Origin of the sequence: Oribacterium sp. KHPX15 (genome assembly GCF_900107835.1) — a bacterium.
Lineage (GTDB): Bacteria > Bacillota > Clostridia > Lachnospirales > Lachnospiraceae > Oribacterium.
This window is the reverse complement of sequence record NZ_FNRG01000011.1, coordinates 56,707-76,241: the sequence shown is the minus strand read 5'-3', so window position 1 is coordinate 76,241 and position 19,535 is coordinate 56,707. Positions and strand designations below refer to the sequence as shown.

General features: G+C 44.9%; 16 protein-coding genes. All 16 read right to left on the bottom strand.

The window, feature by feature from the left end; genetic code table 11:
* Positions 1 to 32 precede the first annotated feature (32 nt).
* The 16 genes from BLV86_RS08595 to BLV86_RS08525 all read right to left on the bottom strand — a co-directional run bounded on the left by BLV86_RS08595 (position 33) and on the right by BLV86_RS08525 (position 19,465).
* Positions 33 to 1,160 carry an FtsW/RodA/SpoVE family cell cycle protein gene (locus tag BLV86_RS08595; protein ID WP_090816299.1) on the bottom strand — a complete coding sequence of 376 codons (1,128 nt, stop codon included), beginning with the start codon at positions 1,158 to 1,160 and terminating at the stop codon, positions 33 to 35.
* A 131-nt stretch (positions 1,161 to 1,291) separates the two neighbouring features.
* Complete coding sequence (gene murD / locus BLV86_RS08590) at positions 1,292 to 2,740, bottom strand: UDP-N-acetylmuramoyl-L-alanine--D-glutamate ligase (RefSeq protein ID WP_139297900.1); 1,449 nt, start codon at positions 2,738 to 2,740, stop codon at positions 1,292 to 1,294.
* Between the two features lie 22 nt (positions 2,741 to 2,762).
* Complete coding sequence (mraY, locus tag BLV86_RS08585) at positions 2,763 to 3,719, bottom strand: phospho-N-acetylmuramoyl-pentapeptide-transferase (protein WP_090816298.1); 957 nt, start codon at positions 3,717 to 3,719, stop codon at positions 2,763 to 2,765.
* A gap of 141 nt (positions 3,720 to 3,860) precedes the next feature.
* A complete protein-coding gene (locus BLV86_RS08580; protein ID WP_242873272.1) occupies positions 3,861 to 6,029 on the bottom strand; it encodes a peptidoglycan D,D-transpeptidase FtsI family protein in 2,169 nt (722 codons plus the stop codon).
* A 79-nt stretch (positions 6,030 to 6,108) separates the two neighbouring features.
* Complete coding sequence (locus BLV86_RS08575) at positions 6,109 to 6,639, bottom strand: hypothetical protein (protein WP_031549125.1); 531 nt, start codon at positions 6,637 to 6,639, stop codon at positions 6,109 to 6,111.
* 171 nt (positions 6,640 to 6,810) lie between these two features.
* Complete coding sequence (gene rsmH, locus BLV86_RS08570) at positions 6,811 to 7,755, bottom strand: 16S rRNA (cytosine(1402)-N(4))-methyltransferase RsmH (RefSeq protein ID WP_031549122.1); 945 nt, start codon at positions 7,753 to 7,755, stop codon at positions 6,811 to 6,813.
* Positions 7,752 to 8,180 carry a division/cell wall cluster transcriptional repressor MraZ gene (mraZ, locus tag BLV86_RS08565; protein ID WP_090816296.1) on the bottom strand — a complete coding sequence of 143 codons (429 nt, stop codon included), beginning with the start codon at positions 8,178 to 8,180 and terminating at the stop codon, positions 7,752 to 7,754. The genes rsmH and mraZ overlap by 4 nt, the downstream gene beginning before the upstream one ends.
* Before the next feature lie 738 nt (positions 8,181 to 8,918).
* The gene (ychF, locus tag BLV86_RS08560) at positions 8,919 to 10,016 is read right to left on the bottom strand and encodes a redox-regulated ATPase YchF (RefSeq protein WP_031549117.1); all 1,098 of its coding nucleotides are present in this window, start codon (positions 10,014 to 10,016) and stop codon (positions 8,919 to 8,921) included.
* Positions 10,016 to 10,741 (bottom strand): tyrosine-type recombinase/integrase, encoded by a 726-nt coding sequence (locus BLV86_RS08555; RefSeq protein WP_049962260.1) that lies wholly within the window; start codon positions 10,739 to 10,741, stop codon positions 10,016 to 10,018. Before BLV86_RS08555 ends, ychF begins: the two co-directional genes overlap by 1 nt.
* A gap of 61 nt (positions 10,742 to 10,802) precedes the next feature.
* The gene (locus BLV86_RS18760) at positions 10,803 to 10,922 is read right to left on the bottom strand and encodes a hypothetical protein (RefSeq protein WP_139297899.1); all 120 of its coding nucleotides are present in this window, start codon (positions 10,920 to 10,922) and stop codon (positions 10,803 to 10,805) included.
* Complete coding sequence (locus BLV86_RS08550; protein ID WP_090816295.1) at positions 10,898 to 11,128, bottom strand: hypothetical protein; 231 nt, start codon at positions 11,126 to 11,128, stop codon at positions 10,898 to 10,900. Before BLV86_RS08550 ends, BLV86_RS18760 begins: the two co-directional genes overlap by 25 nt.
* Before the next feature lie 162 nt (positions 11,129 to 11,290).
* Positions 11,291 to 11,521 carry a hypothetical protein gene (locus BLV86_RS08545; RefSeq protein ID WP_090816294.1) on the bottom strand — a complete coding sequence of 77 codons (231 nt, stop codon included), beginning with the start codon at positions 11,519 to 11,521 and terminating at the stop codon, positions 11,291 to 11,293.
* A 64-nt stretch (positions 11,522 to 11,585) separates the two neighbouring features.
* Positions 11,586 to 13,025, bottom strand: a complete 1,440-nt coding sequence (locus tag BLV86_RS08540; protein WP_242840058.1) for an RNA-binding domain-containing protein — start codon at positions 13,023 to 13,025, stop codon at positions 11,586 to 11,588.
* Positions 13,026 to 13,622: 597 nt separating this feature from the next.
* Positions 13,623 to 16,757 carry a response regulator gene (locus BLV86_RS08535; protein WP_090816293.1) on the bottom strand — a complete coding sequence of 1,045 codons (3,135 nt, stop codon included), beginning with the start codon at positions 16,755 to 16,757 and terminating at the stop codon, positions 13,623 to 13,625.
* Between the two features lie 129 nt (positions 16,758 to 16,886).
* Complete coding sequence (gene lgt, locus BLV86_RS08530; RefSeq protein ID WP_081828043.1) at positions 16,887 to 17,825, bottom strand: prolipoprotein diacylglyceryl transferase; 939 nt, start codon at positions 17,823 to 17,825, stop codon at positions 16,887 to 16,889.
* Positions 17,826 to 17,836: 11 nt separating this feature from the next.
* Positions 17,837 to 19,465 (bottom strand): hypothetical protein, encoded by a 1,629-nt coding sequence (locus BLV86_RS08525; RefSeq protein WP_090816292.1) that lies wholly within the window; start codon positions 19,463 to 19,465, stop codon positions 17,837 to 17,839.
* Between the last annotated feature and the right edge of the window lie 70 nt (positions 19,466 to 19,535).

The following is a 19,535-nucleotide window of genomic DNA, read 5'->3' as shown; positions in this document are numbered from 1 at the left end:
TCTGTCAGGGTAATGCATACCCAACCGGCATCTTACGTTTCCAGCCTTATCTGTCTTGATACCGAAAGTGCGATTCCCATCTCTGCCATCAGAATAAAAAGTGAAGTACCTCCATAACTTATGAAAGGAAGTGTAACACCGGTATTCGGAATCGTATTTGTGGCAACCGCGATATTGAGGATTACCTGAAGTGCAACATGGCACATGATTCCGATTGTAAGCATTGACCCTAAAAGGTCTCTTGCATTTCTTGCATCATCGTAAAGTCTGTAGATGATGAATGCATAGATCAGGATGATGGACACCGCTCCGAAAAGTCCCAGCTCCTCACAGATGATGGTAAATATCATATCATTCTGTGCCTCAGGCATAAGGAACTTCTGAACCGATTCACCGAGACCCTTTCCAAAGATTCCTCCGGAACCTATGGCATAAAGCCCCTGCAATGTCTGGAAGGTTTCATCCGCATAGCTCGAAGGGTCTTTCCAGGCAAAAATTCTCGTAAGCTGGTACTCCTGAAGTATGTTTAATCTCTGCAGGAGTCTCGCCACCGGATAGGCAAATATATAAACCGCGGTTCCCGCTGCACCTACCGCAACAAAAGGAACCACTTTTTTACTTGATATCCAGATCATGAAAAAGGTTATTCCCAGGATGATCATAGCCGTTGAAAGGTTTGATATGGCAATGAAAACTCCGGGCAGGACTCCCACTGCAGCAACCTGAAATATGGTTTTCCATTCATCCATATGGTAGATCTTCTTCGTTATCAATGTAGACAGCATGATGATAACCGCTACCTTTGTAACCTCCGAAGGCTGAAATCTCATGCCGCCGAGGCTAAGCCATCTTGCGGATCCATGGGAAGCAACTCCGATACCCAGGGTTGCAACCTGAAGGAAGCAGGCAGCTGCGAAGATAATGGCACTGAATTTGGCATACAGGTGATAGTCTATAAAGGATACCAGCAGCATAAATACCACGCCGCCCACCGCAAATATCGCCTGTCTCTTCAGGAAATACATTGCATCATTCATGGAATTCTGTGCACTGTAACCCGATGCCGAGTACATCAGAAGCAGTCCGAAACCCGTGACAAATATGATGGTAGACATCAAACTGAAGTCAAAGAAGTGTTTAATTTTCTTTTTCTTTCCCAAATATTATTCCCCCTCTGACTAATTGAGTCTGATCTTTCTATTCAAAGATGCTATTCAGTGACACCAGTCTCTCGAATCTGCATCTCGCCTTCTCTTATACTCCAATTTCTATTCCTGAGTCATCACTCATTTCAGAGTGCATTTACACATTCCTTAAAGATGCGTCCTCTCTCCTCGAAATTCTTGAACATTCCCCAGGATGCGCAGGCAGGACTCAGAAGCACGTAGTCACCGGCCTCGGCATAAGCCGCACTGGCCTTCACTGCCTCTTCCATATCCTCTGCAAATACAACATTGGTAAAACCGTATTTTTTAGCGCAGTCTGCGATAATGTTTCTGGTCTGACCTATAAGTATAAGATACTTAACTCTTCCTTCGAAAAGTTTGCACCAGTCATCAAACGGTATCTCCTTGTCATAGCCTCCTCCGATAAGGATCGTAGGTCCCGGCATGGCAAGCAGTGCCTTGATTGCAGCATCAGGATTTGTGCCCTTGGAGTCATTATAATATCTTACTCCGTTTCTTTCTCTCACAAATTCAATTCGATGCTCAACCGGCTTGAAATTCTTAACCGCCTTCAGAATCTTCTTCATGGGAACATCCATATGCATGCATACGGCAATGGCACACATGATATTCTCATAGTTATGCGCTCCCAGAAGATTTGTCTCATGGACATCCAGAAGAACCTCATCTTTTCCATCATTAACATAATGGATATTCGGTTCTTTATAATATAATCCCTGTTTCAGAATATGTGAAGTACTGAACCAGATTACCTTCGGCTTTAAAGACTTTCTCTTTCCAAACTTCTTAAGCTCAGGATCGTCATAGTTTAAAACGATATAGTCCTCCTCTGTCTGATTGAGGGCTATATCCTCCTTGACTCTTGCATAATTCTTCATAGTCTTATGCCTGTCAAGATGATCCGGGGTAATGTTGGTAATGCAGGAAACATGTGGATGGAAATCCATTATGGTCTCAAGCTGGAAGGAGCTCACCTCAAGAACGGTGGCAGAATCATCCTTTGTTTCCAGCGCCTCCGCCGTATAAGGGTTGCCAATGTTTCCGCATATATGAGTATCTTCGTACTCTTCCTGAAGTATCTCTCCGATAAGAGATACTGTAGTTGTCTTTCCGTTGGTTCCGGTTACCGCGCAAAGCTTTCCTTTGCTTGACTGATATGCCAGCTCTATCTCACCCCAGATAGGAATCTTTGCTGTATCAAGCATCTTTACAAAGGGCTTGTCCAGAGGTATTCCCGGACTTATAACCGCAAGATCCACCTGTATGAGATCTGCAGGTTTAAGCTCCCCCGCAATCACCGTAACCTGTGCCTTTTTATCAAAATTTTTCAGGAGCTGCAGCTTATCAAGCTCCGCATTTGAGTCATAGAGGATAACCTCTCCTCCCAGACTAAGGATCTGCTTTGTTGCACAGATCCCGCTCTTTCCCGTGCCCAGCACGAGCACCTTCCGACTTTTCATTTCACTCACCCCGCCTAATAATATACGCTTAATCTTATTTTTTTGTTTACAGGAATCCCTCAGGGCGTCCTTCAGCCCGCAGGCAGTCAGCATTAAACCCTGATACACTCACTCTTTACATCCCAAGTCCAGCAATAAGACAAAGCAGTATTGTAATAATTGTAAATACTGTCACGACCTTAGTCTCAGACCATCCGCCCAACTCAAAATGGTGATGTATCGGTGCCATTCGGAAGATACGCTTGCCATGAGTTGCCTTAAAATAAGTCACCTGAATAATGACTGACAGTACTTCCACGAGATAAATCAGTGCAAAAAACGGTATAAAAAGCGGGATTTCCATTTCAAATGCAGCCGCCGCCACAAAACCACCTAAAGCGAGAGAACCGGTATCTCCCATGAATATCTTTGCCGGATGACTGTTGTATACCAAAAAGCCGAAAAGGCTGCCGCAAACCGCACCTGCGATGGGCACAAGCTCACCATCGCCCTTAAACATACTTACAAAGGCAATAAACATTGCTATCACAGATGTAACAGAGCTTGCAAGTCCGTCGATGCCGTCCGTAAAATTGGCTCCGTTATCGGTTCCAAGCACAATAAATAGAAGCGCCGGCACATAAAACCACCCAAGGTCAAGATAGAAATCCGTAAAGGGTACCCTCATGAGATTTTCATAATCCGGAGAAATATAAAGATAAATGCCGAAGATCAGCGTGAATACAAACTGACAGGCAAATTTCTGTTTCGGATTGAATCCTTCAGACTGGTGCTTAACTACCTTTAAATAATCATCTATAAATCCAACGATGGCAAAGCCCACTGTAAGGAGCAGCACAGGGATTATCTTTGGATATCGCCCTACGAAAAACACACTTACGATAATGATGGCCAGCACAAAAACCAGGCCTCCCATGGTTGGAGTACCCTGCTTTTTAAGATGTGACTCAGGTCCGTCGTCACGAACCTGCTGTCCGAACTTCAGCTTGTGAAGTTCGGGTATGGCAAAGGGCATGACAGCCGCAACTATCACAAAGCCCAGTATTACTGAAATAACCAGATCAAGATACATTTTACTCTCCACAAAATATATAATGTCAAAAATTCGAGGTCCGACCGATTTGCGCTACAGCTGCCGGCAATTCCGGCCTGTTTTAATACTCTGCACGAAAGGTTGACGCCACGCAACAGGTTCATCGGACCCGGCTCAGATTCAGTCCTCTTCTTCAGCTTCTTCCGGCTGTTCTTCCAAACCTTCACCGCTGTTGGGAACCGCATCCGGAAGTTCAAAGCCTTCATCATCACCTGAGATTACCTCATCAGTAACGGGCGGTGTCTGAGTACGAACGACAGCATTACCCTCATCGTCAGTTTCAACTGTCTCAGACTCGCCATTCTCGTTATCTGAACCTGAGGTTACCTGTTCACCCATGGCTTCATCGTTGATACCTTCAGAACCTCCGGAAAGCTTCTTGTTAATGTTATCTTCCGGATCAGTATCACTAACCGGAGGAATATTCAGGAACTGAAGAGCATCATTCATGATTTTTCTTTCAATATAAATCGCGAAGGATGCTGTTGCCTGTGCCTCTCCCACAAGATTCGGAGTATCTACTATAACATATACTACAACCTGTGGATCCTCAACCGGCGCAAAGCCAATAAAGGAAACAAGATAGTTCTTTGCGGAACGGGGGATCTTCTCGGCTGTTCCGGTCTTTCCGCCTACATGGTAGCCCTGGATCTTCGCCTTGGTACCGGTTCCGCCTTCAACAGTCTGGTACAGAGCTTCCCTGAGGAAATCACTGGTGGACTTTGAGCAGGTGGTTCTGAGCAGCTCAGGCTTCACATCCTGGATCACTGTGCCGTTTCCGTTCAGGATCTGCTTAACCACATGAGGCTTATAATAATTACCGCCGTTCACGATACTGCAGTAAGCCGCAGCCATCTGAACCATGGTAACGTTGTAGTTCTGACCGAAAGAGTTTGTAGCAAGAGTCGTACGTCCGAGACTCTCTGCCGGATAAACAAGAGTTGAAGTATCAGCTTCAGCCGGAAGATCGATACCTGTCTTCTCTCCAAAACCGAAAATATGCTGGTACTTAACGAAATTTTCAGCTCCAAGTGCAAATGCTGTGTTCATGAGGTAGACATTACAGGATCTCATAAGACCTGTCTGTGCGTCGATAACACCGTCACCGTCATGATTGTGGCAGCGGATCCTCCATGTGTGGATGCCGTCGCTGAGAGCGATGAAACCTTCACAGTCAAAGGTTGTTGAAGGGGTAATGGCTCTCTCTTCAAGGGCTGCCGCAAGGGTAATGGACTTGGCTGTTGAACCCGGCTCATATGTGTCGGAGATGACAACATTTCTCCAAACCTGGTTCCAGGCAACCTGTTTACCGAAAGAAAGTATTTCATCCTCCGAAAAGTACTTTCCGACCTCATCCACGGAAATCTTTTCGGCATCGGGATTCTGTCTCTTGTAAACTCCCACCGCTTCTTTTCTTCCAAGCTCCATAAGCTCAGAGTTTGTGTACTGTGATTCATCCAGTTCTCTCGGATTATTAAGATCAAACTGGTTGGTGGAACCCATAGCCAGGATCTCGCCGGTCTTCGGGTCCATAACGATGGCGCCTGCCACCTTGGAACCTACATCATCATGCTGCCACTCATTGAGATATTTCTCAAGGGACATCTGAATGTTTGTATTGATGGTGGTAACCACAGTATCACCATCTGTCGGCTCCTTAAGAACAGACTTAAGCTTTGTATCGTTGTCAAGATAACCATACTCACGGCCATTAACGCCCATGAGGGTATCATTATAGAACTGTTCCACACCGCCGGTTCCCACTGAACCGTCAGCACTGGAGAAACCGATGACATTGCAGGCGAGTGAGCCGTAGGGATACATTCGCTTGTACTCATCCTCAAACCATATGCCGCGGATACGGGCCTTATCACCCTTTTTCACATATACCGCGTTCTGATTTTTGATATACTCTTCAAACCCCGACTTTTCATCATAGGAAAGCTCTTTCTTATACTTAACATAAGACTTGTCGGCTTTCTCTTTGATGAGTGTCCGGAGTTCACTTTCATCATAACTAAAGTAGGATACCAGAGCCTGAATAGTAGGCTCCACATATCTGTCTCCCTCACCGGAATGGATGACCTTGGGATCCAGTATAAGATTATATACTTTCTGGCTGGTGGCAAGCACAGTGCCGTTCCTGTCCATGATGTCTCCACGACGGAAAGGAATGGTTCGGGAGTCATAGGAAGCCTGTCTCTGGGACAGAACTATCTTGTTGTACTCCTCACTGTTATTTTTTACCAGCATGTATATCGCCACGATAAGGGCAATTAAAGCTAGCATTATCACACCAAGTGTGACGGCTAGCTTTCTCTGCATAAAAGGGGAAAGAATCTTTCCCCTTTTGACTTTTCTTTCATTATCAGTATTTTGGGATGTTCTCATATTGTCTTACGTACTCGCTTTCAGTCTTATCATATAAGATGGTCTGACTGTCATCAGCATAAACCATACCTAACTCCTGAGTTGCAACACGGTAGATCCTGTCAAGATCCAGTGAAGTGTCGATACTGTTCTGAAGAGCGTCGTTCTCGGACTTAAGCTTGTCAAGCTCCTGCTTCATAAGCTCTATGGAATGAATCCTCGTATTAATATTTGTCTGCAGGCGAATGTAAGAAAAGCACATTAAAAGTGTGCATGTAAGGGCTATAGCAAGAGTTGCGATAAATGGCGCATCCATCTCCACTGTCTTGTTTCTGAGTCTCTCCTGCTGAGCTCTGTACTGTTTCTCACGATCCTGTAATATCTTTTCGCGCTCAAGCGCCTTCTGTTTTTTCTGCTTTTGACGCAGCGCCTCCTGACGTCTGTCCTGTACCTTACGTACAGTATTTCCATCTACATAAGTTCTGGCTATTCTAGATGTTGTCGCTGCACCCTTACGTACTCGTGCCATAACTACTCCTCCCCTGAATTCCTAACGGTCCCTCTTACCGCATATAACAGGAACTATGTAAAAGCCATCCCTGGCTGTGCGACCAATCCATGGCCAAAGGCTGCCCTTCGGCCGGTGCCTCGTGTTTCTGTCTGATGCTAATGTCTACATGTTGTGACTCTGCTGTCCGTTTTATAAGTCTGTGTGTTTCTCGAAAATTCTGAGCTTTGCGCTCTTGGATCTGGAATTCTCCAAAAGCTCCTGTTCACTCGGAAGTATCGGCTTCCTTGTGATAACCCTGCCTTTTGATTTCCTTCCGCAGGTGCAGATCGGAAACTCCGGCGGGCAAACGCACGGCTTCTCGGCTGTGCGGAATTTGTTTTTTACTATCCTGTCCTCTAAGGAATGGAAGGTGATGATGCAAAGTCTTCCGTCTTCCTCCAGGGCATCGATCATCTTGTCGATGGAGTCCTCAAGAACATCCAGTTCCCGGTTCAGCTCGATTCGTATCGCCTGAAAGGTTCTTTTTGCGGGATGTCCCGAGGTCGCTCTGATCCTTGCGGGAATTGCTCCCGAAATGATCTCTGACAGTTCAAAGGTTGTCTCTATGCGCTTTTTCTCACGATACTGACAGATATGCTTAGCGATATTCTGTGCAAATCTATCCTCCCCATAGTTTTTGATCATGTGAAAGAGCTGAGACTCGGTGTAATCATTAACGATATCAGCTGCAGTTATGGGATTCCTGTCGTCCATCCTCATATCAAGGGGCGCATCCGCCCTGTAGCTGAAGCCTCTCTCTGCGGTGTCAAGCTGATAACTTGAAACTCCGAGGTCTAGGTAAATGCCATTGACCTTGCTGATTGAAAGATCCTGAAGCACCTTGTCGATGGCTTCATAGTTGCTTCTGACTATGGTGACCTTGTCCTTGTGGTCCTTCAGTCTTTCTGTGGCTGCCGCTATGGCATCCTTATCCTGATCTATACCGATGAGTCTTCCTTCCGATGATAACCTTTCGCATACAAGTGATGCATGTCCGCCGCCCCCCAGGGTTCCGTCTACATAGATTCCGTCCGGTTTAATGTTGAGTCCATCTACTGTTTCATGTAAAAGAACGGAATAATGTTTAAACATCAGATACCAAGACCTTCCCAGTCGGCTTCAAGAGCTTCCTCATCATCAAAATTGTACTTTTCGTTGTAAAGATCAGCATTCCATATCTCTATGTGATCTCCCACACCGAGTAATGTAATATCCTTATCAAGGTTCGCTTTATCCCTGAGAACCGGTGGGATAAGGATTCTTCCCTGCTTGTCTAACTCGCAGGTGTTGGCAGAACCGAGGAGAAATCTCTTAAGGCCTCTGGCCTTCTCATTTGTCATAGGAAGAGCATTTAACTTGTTTTCAAGGATTTCCCACTCATTAGACGCATACATAGCAAGACATCCATCCAAGCTTCTTGTAACCGTGAACTCCGTTCCGAGCTGGTCTCTGAACTTGGCGGGAATGATAAGTCTGCCCTTGGCATCTAGGTTGTGGTGATATTCTCCTGTAAATGACATATCCCTTTCCTACCACTTTCTACCACTTTCTACCACTTCTATAAATATAATGCAATTTTTTACCATCGGTGTCAAGCTAAGATACCGTAATAATGGGGGTAAAGCTCCTGAATTTTATAATAAATTTTTAGGATATTTTTATATTATTTTAGGGTTTTTTCTCCGGGATTTTTAATTATTTTAATATGGAGTTTTCGAAATTTTTACAGAATTTTGGCGGAATTGCGTGGGTTTTTGAGTGGCACGGTTGACGTGCCGGCCCTTGAACAGTGCGACCGGTTCTTTGGTGGTGGATAGTGGGGGATGTAAGAATAGTATCTTTTTTCGGGGTAAAAATCGCAAAAAAATAAGGTGGAGGGAAATCCCAGGATTTTGGGATTTTTCTCCACCGTTTTTTTGAAATGGTACGGAAAATGGAAGGGACGCGTGACGGCTCACGAAGTTGAAAGAACATCTCGAGTGGTTTGTCCGCCTGGATCGCACTGACGTGCGCCCCATTCGGACAAACCACTCGAGATGTTCTTTCAGTTCGCAAGCCTAGCCACACATCCCTTCCATTTTCCTCACTTTGTATAAGGCGATAGTAGCATATTCTTAAACATTAGTTTCTCTACTAAAATCACCTTTTTTGCATACAAATGCGAAAAATACAAGAAGCAGCAAAGTGCTTTGTACACTTTACTGCTTCTAATCTCACTTTTTTAAAACTACAGGAAGTTCGGGAGTTTGCAATGCGCTTTATACGTTGAACCTGAATTCTACAACATCGCCGTCCTGCATGACGTACTCCTTACCTTCCATTCTTACAAGGCCTTTTTCGCGGGCGGCGGAGGTGGAGCCGCAATCGAGAAGGTCCTGATAGTTTATGACTTCGGCTTTGATGAAGCCTCTTTCGAAGTCGGAGTGGATCTTGCCGGCGGCCTGAGGAGCTTTGGTTCCCACTTTGATGGTCCAGGCTCTGGTTTCCTTTTCGCCGGCTGTCAGGAAGGACATGAGGCCAAGAAGGCTGTAGGAGGCACGGACGATCTTGTCGAGACCGGACTCTGTCATGCCGAGGCTTTCGAGGTACTCTGCCTTTTCGTCGTCTTCAAGCTCTGCGATTTCCTCTTCGATTCTGGCACTGATAACAAATACTCCGGAGTTGTTGGTTTTCGCATACTCGCGAACCTTCTGGACGTAGGCATTGGAAGCGCCATCGTCAGCAACGGAATCTTCGTCAACATTTGCCGCATAGATTACAGGCTTTCTGGTGAGGAGGTCGAGGGAATCTACGAAGGCGTTTTTGTCGTCGTCACCGGCGTCGTAGGAGATGGCGAGCTTGTCTGACTCGAGGTGTGCGTGAAGCTCCTCGAGGAGGGCGTACTCGGCCTTGGCATCCTTGTCGTTGTTGGCTAGCTTCTTGGTCTTTGCCATACGTCTGTCAAGGAGGTCAAGATCGGAGAAGATGAGCTCAAGGTTGATGGTTTCGATGTCTCTGATAGGATCAACGGAACCGTCTACGTGTACTATATTGCCGTCATCGAAGCAGCGGACTACGTGAACGATGGCATCTGTCTCTCTGATGTTTGAAAGGAACTGGTTGCCGAGACCTTCACCCTTTGATGCTCCCTTTACAAGTCCTGCGATATCCACGAACTGGATAACCGCCGGTGTGATCTTCTGTGAGTTGTAAAGAGCAGCCAGCTTGTCGAGGCGCTCATCCGGTACTGCTACTACGCCGACATTCGGTTCGATGGTACAGAAAGGATAGTTTGCAGACTCAGCTCCTGCCTTTGTTATTGCGTTAAAAAGTGTTGACTTACCAACGTTCGGTAATCCCACGATTCCTAATTTCATTATATTTCCTCCATGCCCGAATTTACGGGCTTTTCTTGTATTTTATTTCGGAGGTTTACGCCAATTTTACGCCAACTGGCGCAAACCCATGTCAATCCAATAAGCTCTCCCGTTCTCAAGCCTGTCTGTAAAACAAGCAGGAACTGCGGCGCATTCCTTGTCTTCTTAGCAGCTTCAACAAAACGGTCCTGCTCATCGATAGTAAGGAAGTGTATCACACCTCTCTTTTTATCCTTAGGCATCACAACACCATTAATCGGCTGCTTGGGAATAATGTCATTCATCATAGCACTTTTCAGCATTGAACCCATGCAAATATAAGTCTGATAGATTGTGCTTGTGGCATATCTACCAGACATCGCATTTATGATCTGCTGACAATGCATAGCTTTGACATCCGTAATCTTCATCTTACCTATACGAGGCTTGATATCACGTTCATACCTGTCACGATAGTTCCTTTGTGTGTTTGGCGCCAATGAGGATTTAAAAGTCCTCATCCAGTACCGATACCACTGATCAACAGTAAGAGTCTCTACTCTGCCGTCCACATCCTCATCATTATTCAGTTTTCCCAAAGCGACATATTTCTTTGCTTCTGATACTTTATCAAAGTATTTCTCATGTCGCTTACCATCTGCACCTGTATATCTGGCGGAATATTTTCCGTCTTTCCTTTGCATGACCCCAGGTCCAAGTTCTTTACCTTTCAGATCTCTACCCATACGATCAGCTCCTTTCCTTCTTCCGAAAAAGAGCCTAAGTGCAAGCAATACATTACCACAATCAGGCTCTTTTATCAATATATTGGCGTAAAGTCAAAAAGGCGAATCGCACCTCTGTAGCGCGGTTTATGTACTCTTCGAAGGGCACTCTTTTGATTAAAGTTTTCTTCCCAACATACAATACAAAATCAGTCCGATACTATTACTTTTTGCCACATTCACACACGCTCTGGCACTGGACTCAGGCATTTTAAATTCATCCATCAGCTCTTCCTTAAGTTTTTTGGAATTCACTCCCCCTTCACAACTCACAACCCAGTACGCCGGCAATTGTGATGCCAGATGCCTCAATATCTTCACAAATTTCTCATCAGTGTAATCACTCATTGCAATCCTCCTGTCCTGCATTAATATTGGCTGAAGCTTCTTTGCCTTTCATCTTGTATGTGGGACAAGATATTGGCTAATCCGAAACAAGAAAATAAAAAAGTGCAAAATAAAACCGCAGATAGTCTGCGGCATGAAAACAGGTATGGCTTTTCGGCTTTTTTACCATGCAGATTTCCTGCGATGCATTCTAGAAGCATAAAGTCTGTATATATGCGTTTCTGCAAAATAATTGCGCTTGCAGAACATCTGCGCATTTTGCATCAAAAAAAATAACAGGATATCATAAACTTTTACAATTTTATCTATAAGTTCTTTTCTGTTGTTCCTATACTCAAGAAGCTTTGATGCAAACTCCTCGTAATAATCTACCCATTTGAATTGTTCTGTCATAATAGCACTCCTTTTTTCCACTTTCCTTACCATTTAGTATTTTTTAATTTCTAATCTGGTTTAATCACTCAATAACCTCCCAATATCCACCTTTAGTTTTACCAACTCTCTCAATAAAACCATTATTTCTCAAATAAGCAATATTATTATCAATGGCTGTAGTACTTATACCTATTATTTCTGAAAGTTCGTGTTTTGTTACATATGGATTCTGCTTGATTTCTAACAGGATTGTCTGCCTTCTGGGATTTAATATAGGTCTATCCACATCGGAATTACCAACTTTTTTACCAATCTTTTTACCAACTTCATTAAGCCTGTTAAACGGAATCGTAACCACAATTGAATTTTCTCTAAAGGTAATAGCATCCTTGCCATATGTGTCAATAATGGTAGGAACTCCTCTTCCAGACTTTTCACTAATATGCAGTTGCAAGAATATCTCCGATAATTTCTCATTAACCGGAACAGACTCACCAAGATAAAACCCTTCCATTGTCTGTGCCGGTGCCAAGGTCCCTCTGGATAATATTTCGATTCTATCAGAATAAACTGAAATCATCGGTTCATTTCCGGACACCCAATAATTATGAAGTACTGCATTAATAATAGCCTCGCGAAATGCTTTGTTATCAAACAAAGGTACTTCTTTGCGTTCAACGACTCTGTCTGTTTCATCCGCTTGTATAATATTCAAAACATCTCCATACTGGAGCAAACTATCCAACGAATAAAGAATACAATTATTGCCAAATTCTCGAACAGAAAACAAAGGCGCACTCTTCGTTTTCCCCTCAAATATTGAAACTCTGAGCGGTATATGAGAATTATCTGATAGAAGCTGGGCAAGCATATTATACTCACCGTCTTTATTTCTAAGTTTTAAGTTTTTCTCAAACGTTTCTTCTTTAAGAACTATCCCTTTTGAGCCATAATATCCAAACAGTTTGTTAAAGGTTAAGTCCTGATATTTTGCTGGAATAGTCTCTATAGTTTCTATACGCCCGTCCAAAATTTTAAAAAGCTGGATTTCACGTTTTGGATATTTCTTTATATTATTTTTTGAAGATCCAATTCTGATAAAACGAGTTTCACGGAAAGATGTGGGGATTTCCGTTGCCGGTGGAATAAGTAATGCAACTACTCTTTTACCGTTGATTTCTACCTCTTCAAAAGAAAAATTAATACTTGGAGAAAGATTTCTAGCCAAGTAATTTTGATACGGTTCTTTGTTATAGTCACAGTACTGATTAAAATTGGTTCCAACTATCTCATGAGTATCATCATTAACACCCCAAATAAAATACGCCATTTCCTGATAATGAAATGCTGCTGCATTCGACAACGCAGAAACATATTCTCCAAGCTCTTCCGGCTGAAACCAGTTCTCTTTAAATTCAAACCATTCTTGTTCATCGTCATAAGAACATAGCTCGATAATCTTATCTGTCAAACTCATAGATTTACCAACCTTTTTACCAATGTATTTACCAACCAGATTCATTATATCACATTGGTAAATAAGTTGGTAAATAAATCGGTTAGATCTAAAAAAACAAACCCTCCGCAGTTCATGTCAAATAGCAGAAGTAATTATCCATCTAATGACATACCCGGAAGGGTTTGTTTTGTATTTATCAAGGCGCTCATGAATAAGCGCGTATGCACTAAGGCTCATTTTGGGAAGTAACTATTATTATCACTTACTTATCATCATGGCCAAGTCTACCGAACTACGCCAGTACTTACGCTATCGCTACGCTAATATTTTATATTTTTTATGAAGATATGGGAATTTATGTGAAATTTATGATATTTGGGAATTCCGAAATAATAAGGCTTAAGAACTTATGGAGAGATACGTGAAATCAGGCACTGACGCCGATTCCAAGCTTCATAATTTATATCTCCTTAAAAAGTGTTGAATTTCCATATAATCCAAGCTTCTCTAATTCAAAGAAGCCCTGATACAGCGCACCTAGTGTACCATGTCAGAGCTAATTTGTACATCTTAGAGTCCTATATGACTCAAAATATGTTTGTGGTAGACGCCGTCGTCGACGAGCTGTCTTGTGGTAACAGTAATGGGGGGCTGACCCCATTACGATTCGTTTAGTATTTCGCTCATCTGTTCCCACTCGAACTCGTCTGCTGCATCAGAGAGTCGCTTTACTCTGTCTCTTTCCTTTTCCGGCAGGTTATATCTGGATAAGGATTCAAGTATGCCGGTGAGCTTGTTAAAATCGTACTCCTCTATAGCTTCCTTTATGGCGCCATAGGCTTTTTGAAGACCTGCGGGATCGATTTCTCCCATGCCTCCGGTCTTTCCTTCTTCAAAGTCATACTCATAGGACATTATCTTCTTTGCAAGAAGGAAGAGCTCCGGTACCTTTTCGTCGATGTCGGCAATGTCTCCCGCGTCCCCATCCTTCTCGAGAAGGGCACAGAGACGGCTCAGTCTCACAAAGCCAACCAGGAAGGAAGAGCTCTTGAGAGCGTGAACCTTGATGGTGAAGCCCTTGATGTCCCGGCTGTCATAAAGTGCCTGTATCTCTTCCACAGCAGCGGGGAATCTCTTGATGTACTCCTTGAGGCTCCTCACAAACATCTTGGGGCCGGCGCAGGCATTGAGAGCATGGTAAATGTCCAGCTCCTCATTCATGAAAAGGGAGGCCGGATACGGCGGGCCGGAAACATTACCCTGACCATCCGTTCTGATCTCGGCAGATCTGCCCTCTTCGTCCACAGGTTTTGCCGGAGCATCCTTAAGGTTCACAAGCTCCCTGGGAAGATACTGGATTATGGCCTCTTCAAGAAGCTGAGGCTTGATAGGCTTCGTCACATAGTCGTCGAAACCTGCCTTCAGGTACTGCTCACGGGCGCCGGTCATGGCATTGGCCGTAAGGCAGATAACCGGAACCGTAGCCCTCCAGTCCCCGAGCTTCCGAATCTCATGCAGGGTTTCGATGCCGTCCATCTCCGGCATGCGGTAGTCCAGCAGTATCAGGTCATAGCGGTTCTGCTGTATCCAGATGAGACAGTCCGCCCCGCTGACCGCCGTGTCGAGTTGAATCTCCGTTCCGTCCAGAAGCCCTTCCACCACATGAAGATTCATGGGGGCATCATCCACCACCAGAATCCTGGCCTTGGGCGCAGTGAAGCCCGGCTTGTAAACCTGATTCTGGCGTCTGTCCTTACTGATAAGAAGCGCAAAGTTACCCACCGGTGACCAGTCCACAACCTCCTGCTTCAGATTGAAGCTAAAGATTGACCCGATGCCATAGATACTTTCCACCTCCAGATGGCTGTCCATGGCCTGAAGGAGTTTCTGGGTAATGTTTATGCCGAGGCCCGTTCCCTCCACGCCCCGGTTTCTTTTCTCCTCGATGCGGTCAAAGGCATTGAAAAGCCTGGGGATATCCTCCCGCTTGATGCCTACGCCGCTGTCGATAACATTACACCTAAGGATAACTGTGCCGGCATCATGATCCATATTGAGGAGAACCGCGCGAATCAGGATTGAGCCATAGTTTGTATACTTAATTGCATTGTTAATTATATTGAGAACGATCTGCTTCAGCCTGATGACATCGCCGCGCATGATGCAGGGAATTCTGGGATCCACCTGGACTCTCAGGTCGAGGCCCTTGTCCTGGGCACGCTTTTTCACCATGTTGAGAAGATCATTCAGAGCGGATCTGGAATCATATTCCACCGGGATGATGTTCATCTTTCCGGCTTCGATCTTCGAGAAATCAAGTATGTCATTCACCAGAGACAGAAGGATATTGCCGGCATCCTGGATGTTCTCGGCATACTTACGGGTCTTTGGCTCCTCGGTATCCCTGAGGATCATCTCATCCATTCCCAGGACAGCATTGATAGGGGTGCGAATCTCATGAGACATGTTGGACAGGAAATCCGACTTTGCCTTGTTGGCCTGCTCTGCAATATGGGCCATCTCGTCGTACTCGTTGGTGGTGACCTCCAGGAAATTCAGAAGTCGCTCATTAAGGGGGACTATGTCCCGTTTGCCATAGTCACTTTGGAGCTTGAAAAGATCATTCTTAACCTCCGCATTCTTTTCTCCCTCTCTCATGGCAACTGCCACCAGTGTTCCGTTCTGGATCTCTCCGTTCCCTGCAAAACCGCAGATCTCACCCATTGCATAATAATAATTAAGTCCCACACAGTTTCTGAGATAACATTTTATTTCTTCACCACTCTTATCCTTAAGTATCATCTTATGGATATAGCACACGAAAATAAGAAGCCCCTCCGCACCGAAGGAATCAATTATCTTACTGCCGGCATCTGCTTTTCTGAGAAAGTCCTCCGGGTTTCCGTAACCAAGCCTCAGCTTGTCACCATCACGTATGCCGCCGTTGTAAAACAATTCTCCGGAGTCATTGAAATCCATAGGGATGAATATATTCTTTTCCTCATTATGGTTTGCGATAAGTGGAAATTCCCTCACGTTCTGAAGGAAATAATCATTAAGCTCCACCCCGAGGTAATGCTTGTAAATATCAACCGGAGATTGATCATCAAGACTTGTAAGGCAGATATCCGCAAGTTTATTCTTTTTGGTTTTGTCTATCTTTGCGGTAAGCTCACGACCTACCGCCTTCCATGGCAGCTGCTGGTTCATCATGATATGAAGGTTCTCACCGAAAAATGCAGCCAGAGCAATGCCTCTGTCTGTCATATGATCTGTCATGATAAAGCCTGACTGATCCTCCGGAAGCTTAGACTCCACCGGTTCTCCCGCAAGGCCTCCGAAGAAGGGCACCCCCGGGAAGGGTGCGGAAACCTTCTCCAAAAAATATCTGCTTCCTATGTCTCCGCCTATAGACATGACGCAGACACCCTTTAGGTTTTCATGTAAGTTAAGAAACTCCACCGCACGGCTTATGGCTTCCTCCCGACTTAAGCTGTTATAGTCAAGGGTACAGGTTTCCACTTCGGCTTCATCAAAATAAAAGAAGCTTATCCTTACTGTACACCTTCCATTTATGCCATCATTTACTGCCTGGGATCCCGCTATCAGTTTGATTCCCGGGTAGGCGCTTTTCAGCACTCTGCCTACCTGCTGAATCTGGATGTGCGTCGCGTTGGAGCAGCTTAAAAAGGCAAAGGTACTCCTGGCATTCTGGTAAAGGGAATACAGCTTTGCGCTTGCAAGTAATTCAAAGGTCTCACTTTCGTCATGTACGATGAAGGTCTTCTGGATCATGGTTTCTCCGTATTCGAGGGCGGCAAAAAACGCCGGACATAATGCAGCTTATCTACATTAAATGTCGGCGTTTTGGGTGATGATATAATGCTGTATGAGGATAAAAAAAGCAGCCGAGAACTTCTCTGACTAAGATCTCTGTTCGGGTTTTACTTCGCCTGCTGCAAGGGCTGCACGTTCGGCCAGGAGCACTTTGTCGGGGCCCTGCTTTTTGACTTTTGCGAAGTTGTAAATCAGGAGGCCGGCGCCCAGGATGGCGATGAAGGCGGACAATGCCTGGGATACTGCGATGTTGGTTCCCCAGAGGTAGAGGGAATCCGTGCGAAGTCCTTCGATCCAGAATCGTCCGATCCCATAGGTGAGAAGGTACTGGAATATGATCTGTCCGGTAAACTTCTTTTTGGGTGCCATCAGGAAGAAGATGATAACTGTACAAAGGTTCCACATTGACTCGTAGAAGAATGTGGGGTGAACCTGGATGAACAGTTCGTTTCCGATTTTTACTGCATGCTCCAGCACATCCTGATTCAGCATATTGGAGTTTACGATAGACTCCTTTATCCTCATGGCAAAGAGAGAATCTGTGTATCCGCCGAAGGCCTCGGTGTTGAAGAAATTGCCCCATCTTCCCACACTCTGGCCCACCAGAAGTCCGAGAACCGCTGAATCCATCATGGAGAGGACATTGATCTTTTTTAGCTTGCAGAAAAGTGTGCAGCCGATAATGCCTACAATGATTCCGCCATATATGGCAAGTCCACCCTGACGGATGTTCAGAATCTCATTAATATGCTGTGAATAATACTTCCACTCAAAGGCAACATAGTAGGCTCTCGCACCCAGGATAGCAAAAACGATAGTGTAAAGTCCCATGTCCTGAATGTCATCCACTTTGAGGCCCCGTCGCTTGTAATCAATGCTTGCAATAAGAAATCCCAGAATCATTCCGAAGCCAATGATCATTCCATAGAAAGCTATACGGAACCCAAAGATGTGAATGTCATTTTTCAGATGCTCGATTCCCACCCCAAGGTGAGGAAAAAATATGTCAAAGTTGTCAGTATTCATTGATGTCCTTTCTATTGAAGAAATACTTTATCAGCCACCACTTCGCCGGTGTCACGAAGCTTTACAAAAATCCTTGCCACAGGGGTTGTAAGGGTTGATGCGTCCGGTTCTGTTCCCAGGGTCTGCCCGTCCAGATCATAGAAACATGCCGTCTGCCCGGGTTCTAATATAAAGCCTTCGAATGTTTCTCCTGTTCCGGTGACGTCGGCTTCCTCTGGTTTATCGGAAACAGCTTCACCGATTTCAGTGGAATCTGTTTCTTCTGCTTCAGCACCATCCTCGCAGTTCGTTTTCCTAAAGGTACCTATGGTTATGAGGTCGCCATGTTCCTTTATGAGTTTCTCGCAAACCTCATCAGGCTTATAATGCTCTGTCACCTGCAACTCTGTTTCATATTCAGGATAGGCCGAGAGCATCAGGCAGGTCTTGAAATCCGATTGAAGCGCCAGATCCATATTGAGAGCCGGAAGATAAAACTTTGAAAAATCTTCATTCCAGTTCGCGTATTCGGGGTCCTCTCTCTTGTCTGAGAAGTCGTAACATCTCTTCAGCCATTCCCCCATGAACATGCTTACCTTGTATGCGCCATAAGCATTAAGATGAGCATTGGGGTCCACCAGATCAGTGTCCCAGTCAACCACGATGGAACTGAGTTTCCTGCTGTTTACCTCAGCTTCGATTCCGGCTGAATCTGTATTACGCTGTATTACACCTGCACTTTCAACCTGAACGGATTCATTTCCGGTTCCAAATAAATTATCCACTGTCAGTTGCTCTTTGCCGATGCCTGTTGAATCGCCGGAGAGTCCCTCCACATCGTACATCATGTCAATAACCTCAACCCCCAGTTCTTCCGCCAGCTTCATAACTCTGTTTTCAGCACGCTGGTTTTCAACCGATGCCGGATAAGGCATCCTCATGAAACAAACCTGAACCCCCGCGTATTCACATATCTTTACAAAGCCTCTGATGTAATCGTCAGCTCCCACGGATCCTTCTGTCACATCTGAAACCGGGACTCTGTCGATGTCCAGGGGAACGGCCACACCATATCTTGCTTCGGAGCCGTAGTTGGTATTGAAATAATCATCACTGAAGGATTCTTTAAGGGACTGTTCGTTAACCTCATTCCATCTGCTGTGATAAACGGAAAACGGAAAAAACAGCTCCGTCATTTCCCCTGTGGATCTTCCCTTCAAAAGATCCCGAACCGCCTCAAACTTAATCCTGTTCATGGGATAGGCATCCAATGAATAATGCATAAAACTCACATCCATGTATGGCTGGTCAAATGCATACATATCGTAAATATCCAGAACCACAAGTTTAGGCTTATGGTACTGAAGACTCTCCCGAAGCACCCAGTAAGACATCCCAAGGGATGCCGCATGTCCCGCCAGATTATAGCTGGTTATGCCGTACTTATCCCATATCTCCATGGGCTGTATACCGCTCAGCACATGACTGGAGCCATAAAACAGTACATCATATTCTTTTTGTTCAGAAAAAAACTTACTATATTTTTTCCGGCTCACCGATCTTTCGGTTACCTTGTCTGCAAGGAAAATGCCTCCGAAGACCAGAACCACCACCAAAATAACGGAAAGAACCCGTTTGAAATATTTCATATTAATACCCATTCCGTCACCTTTGGCATTATAATCCCAAATACAAACAGATACCTGATAGTTCCAAGGTGTCCTCTCCCCA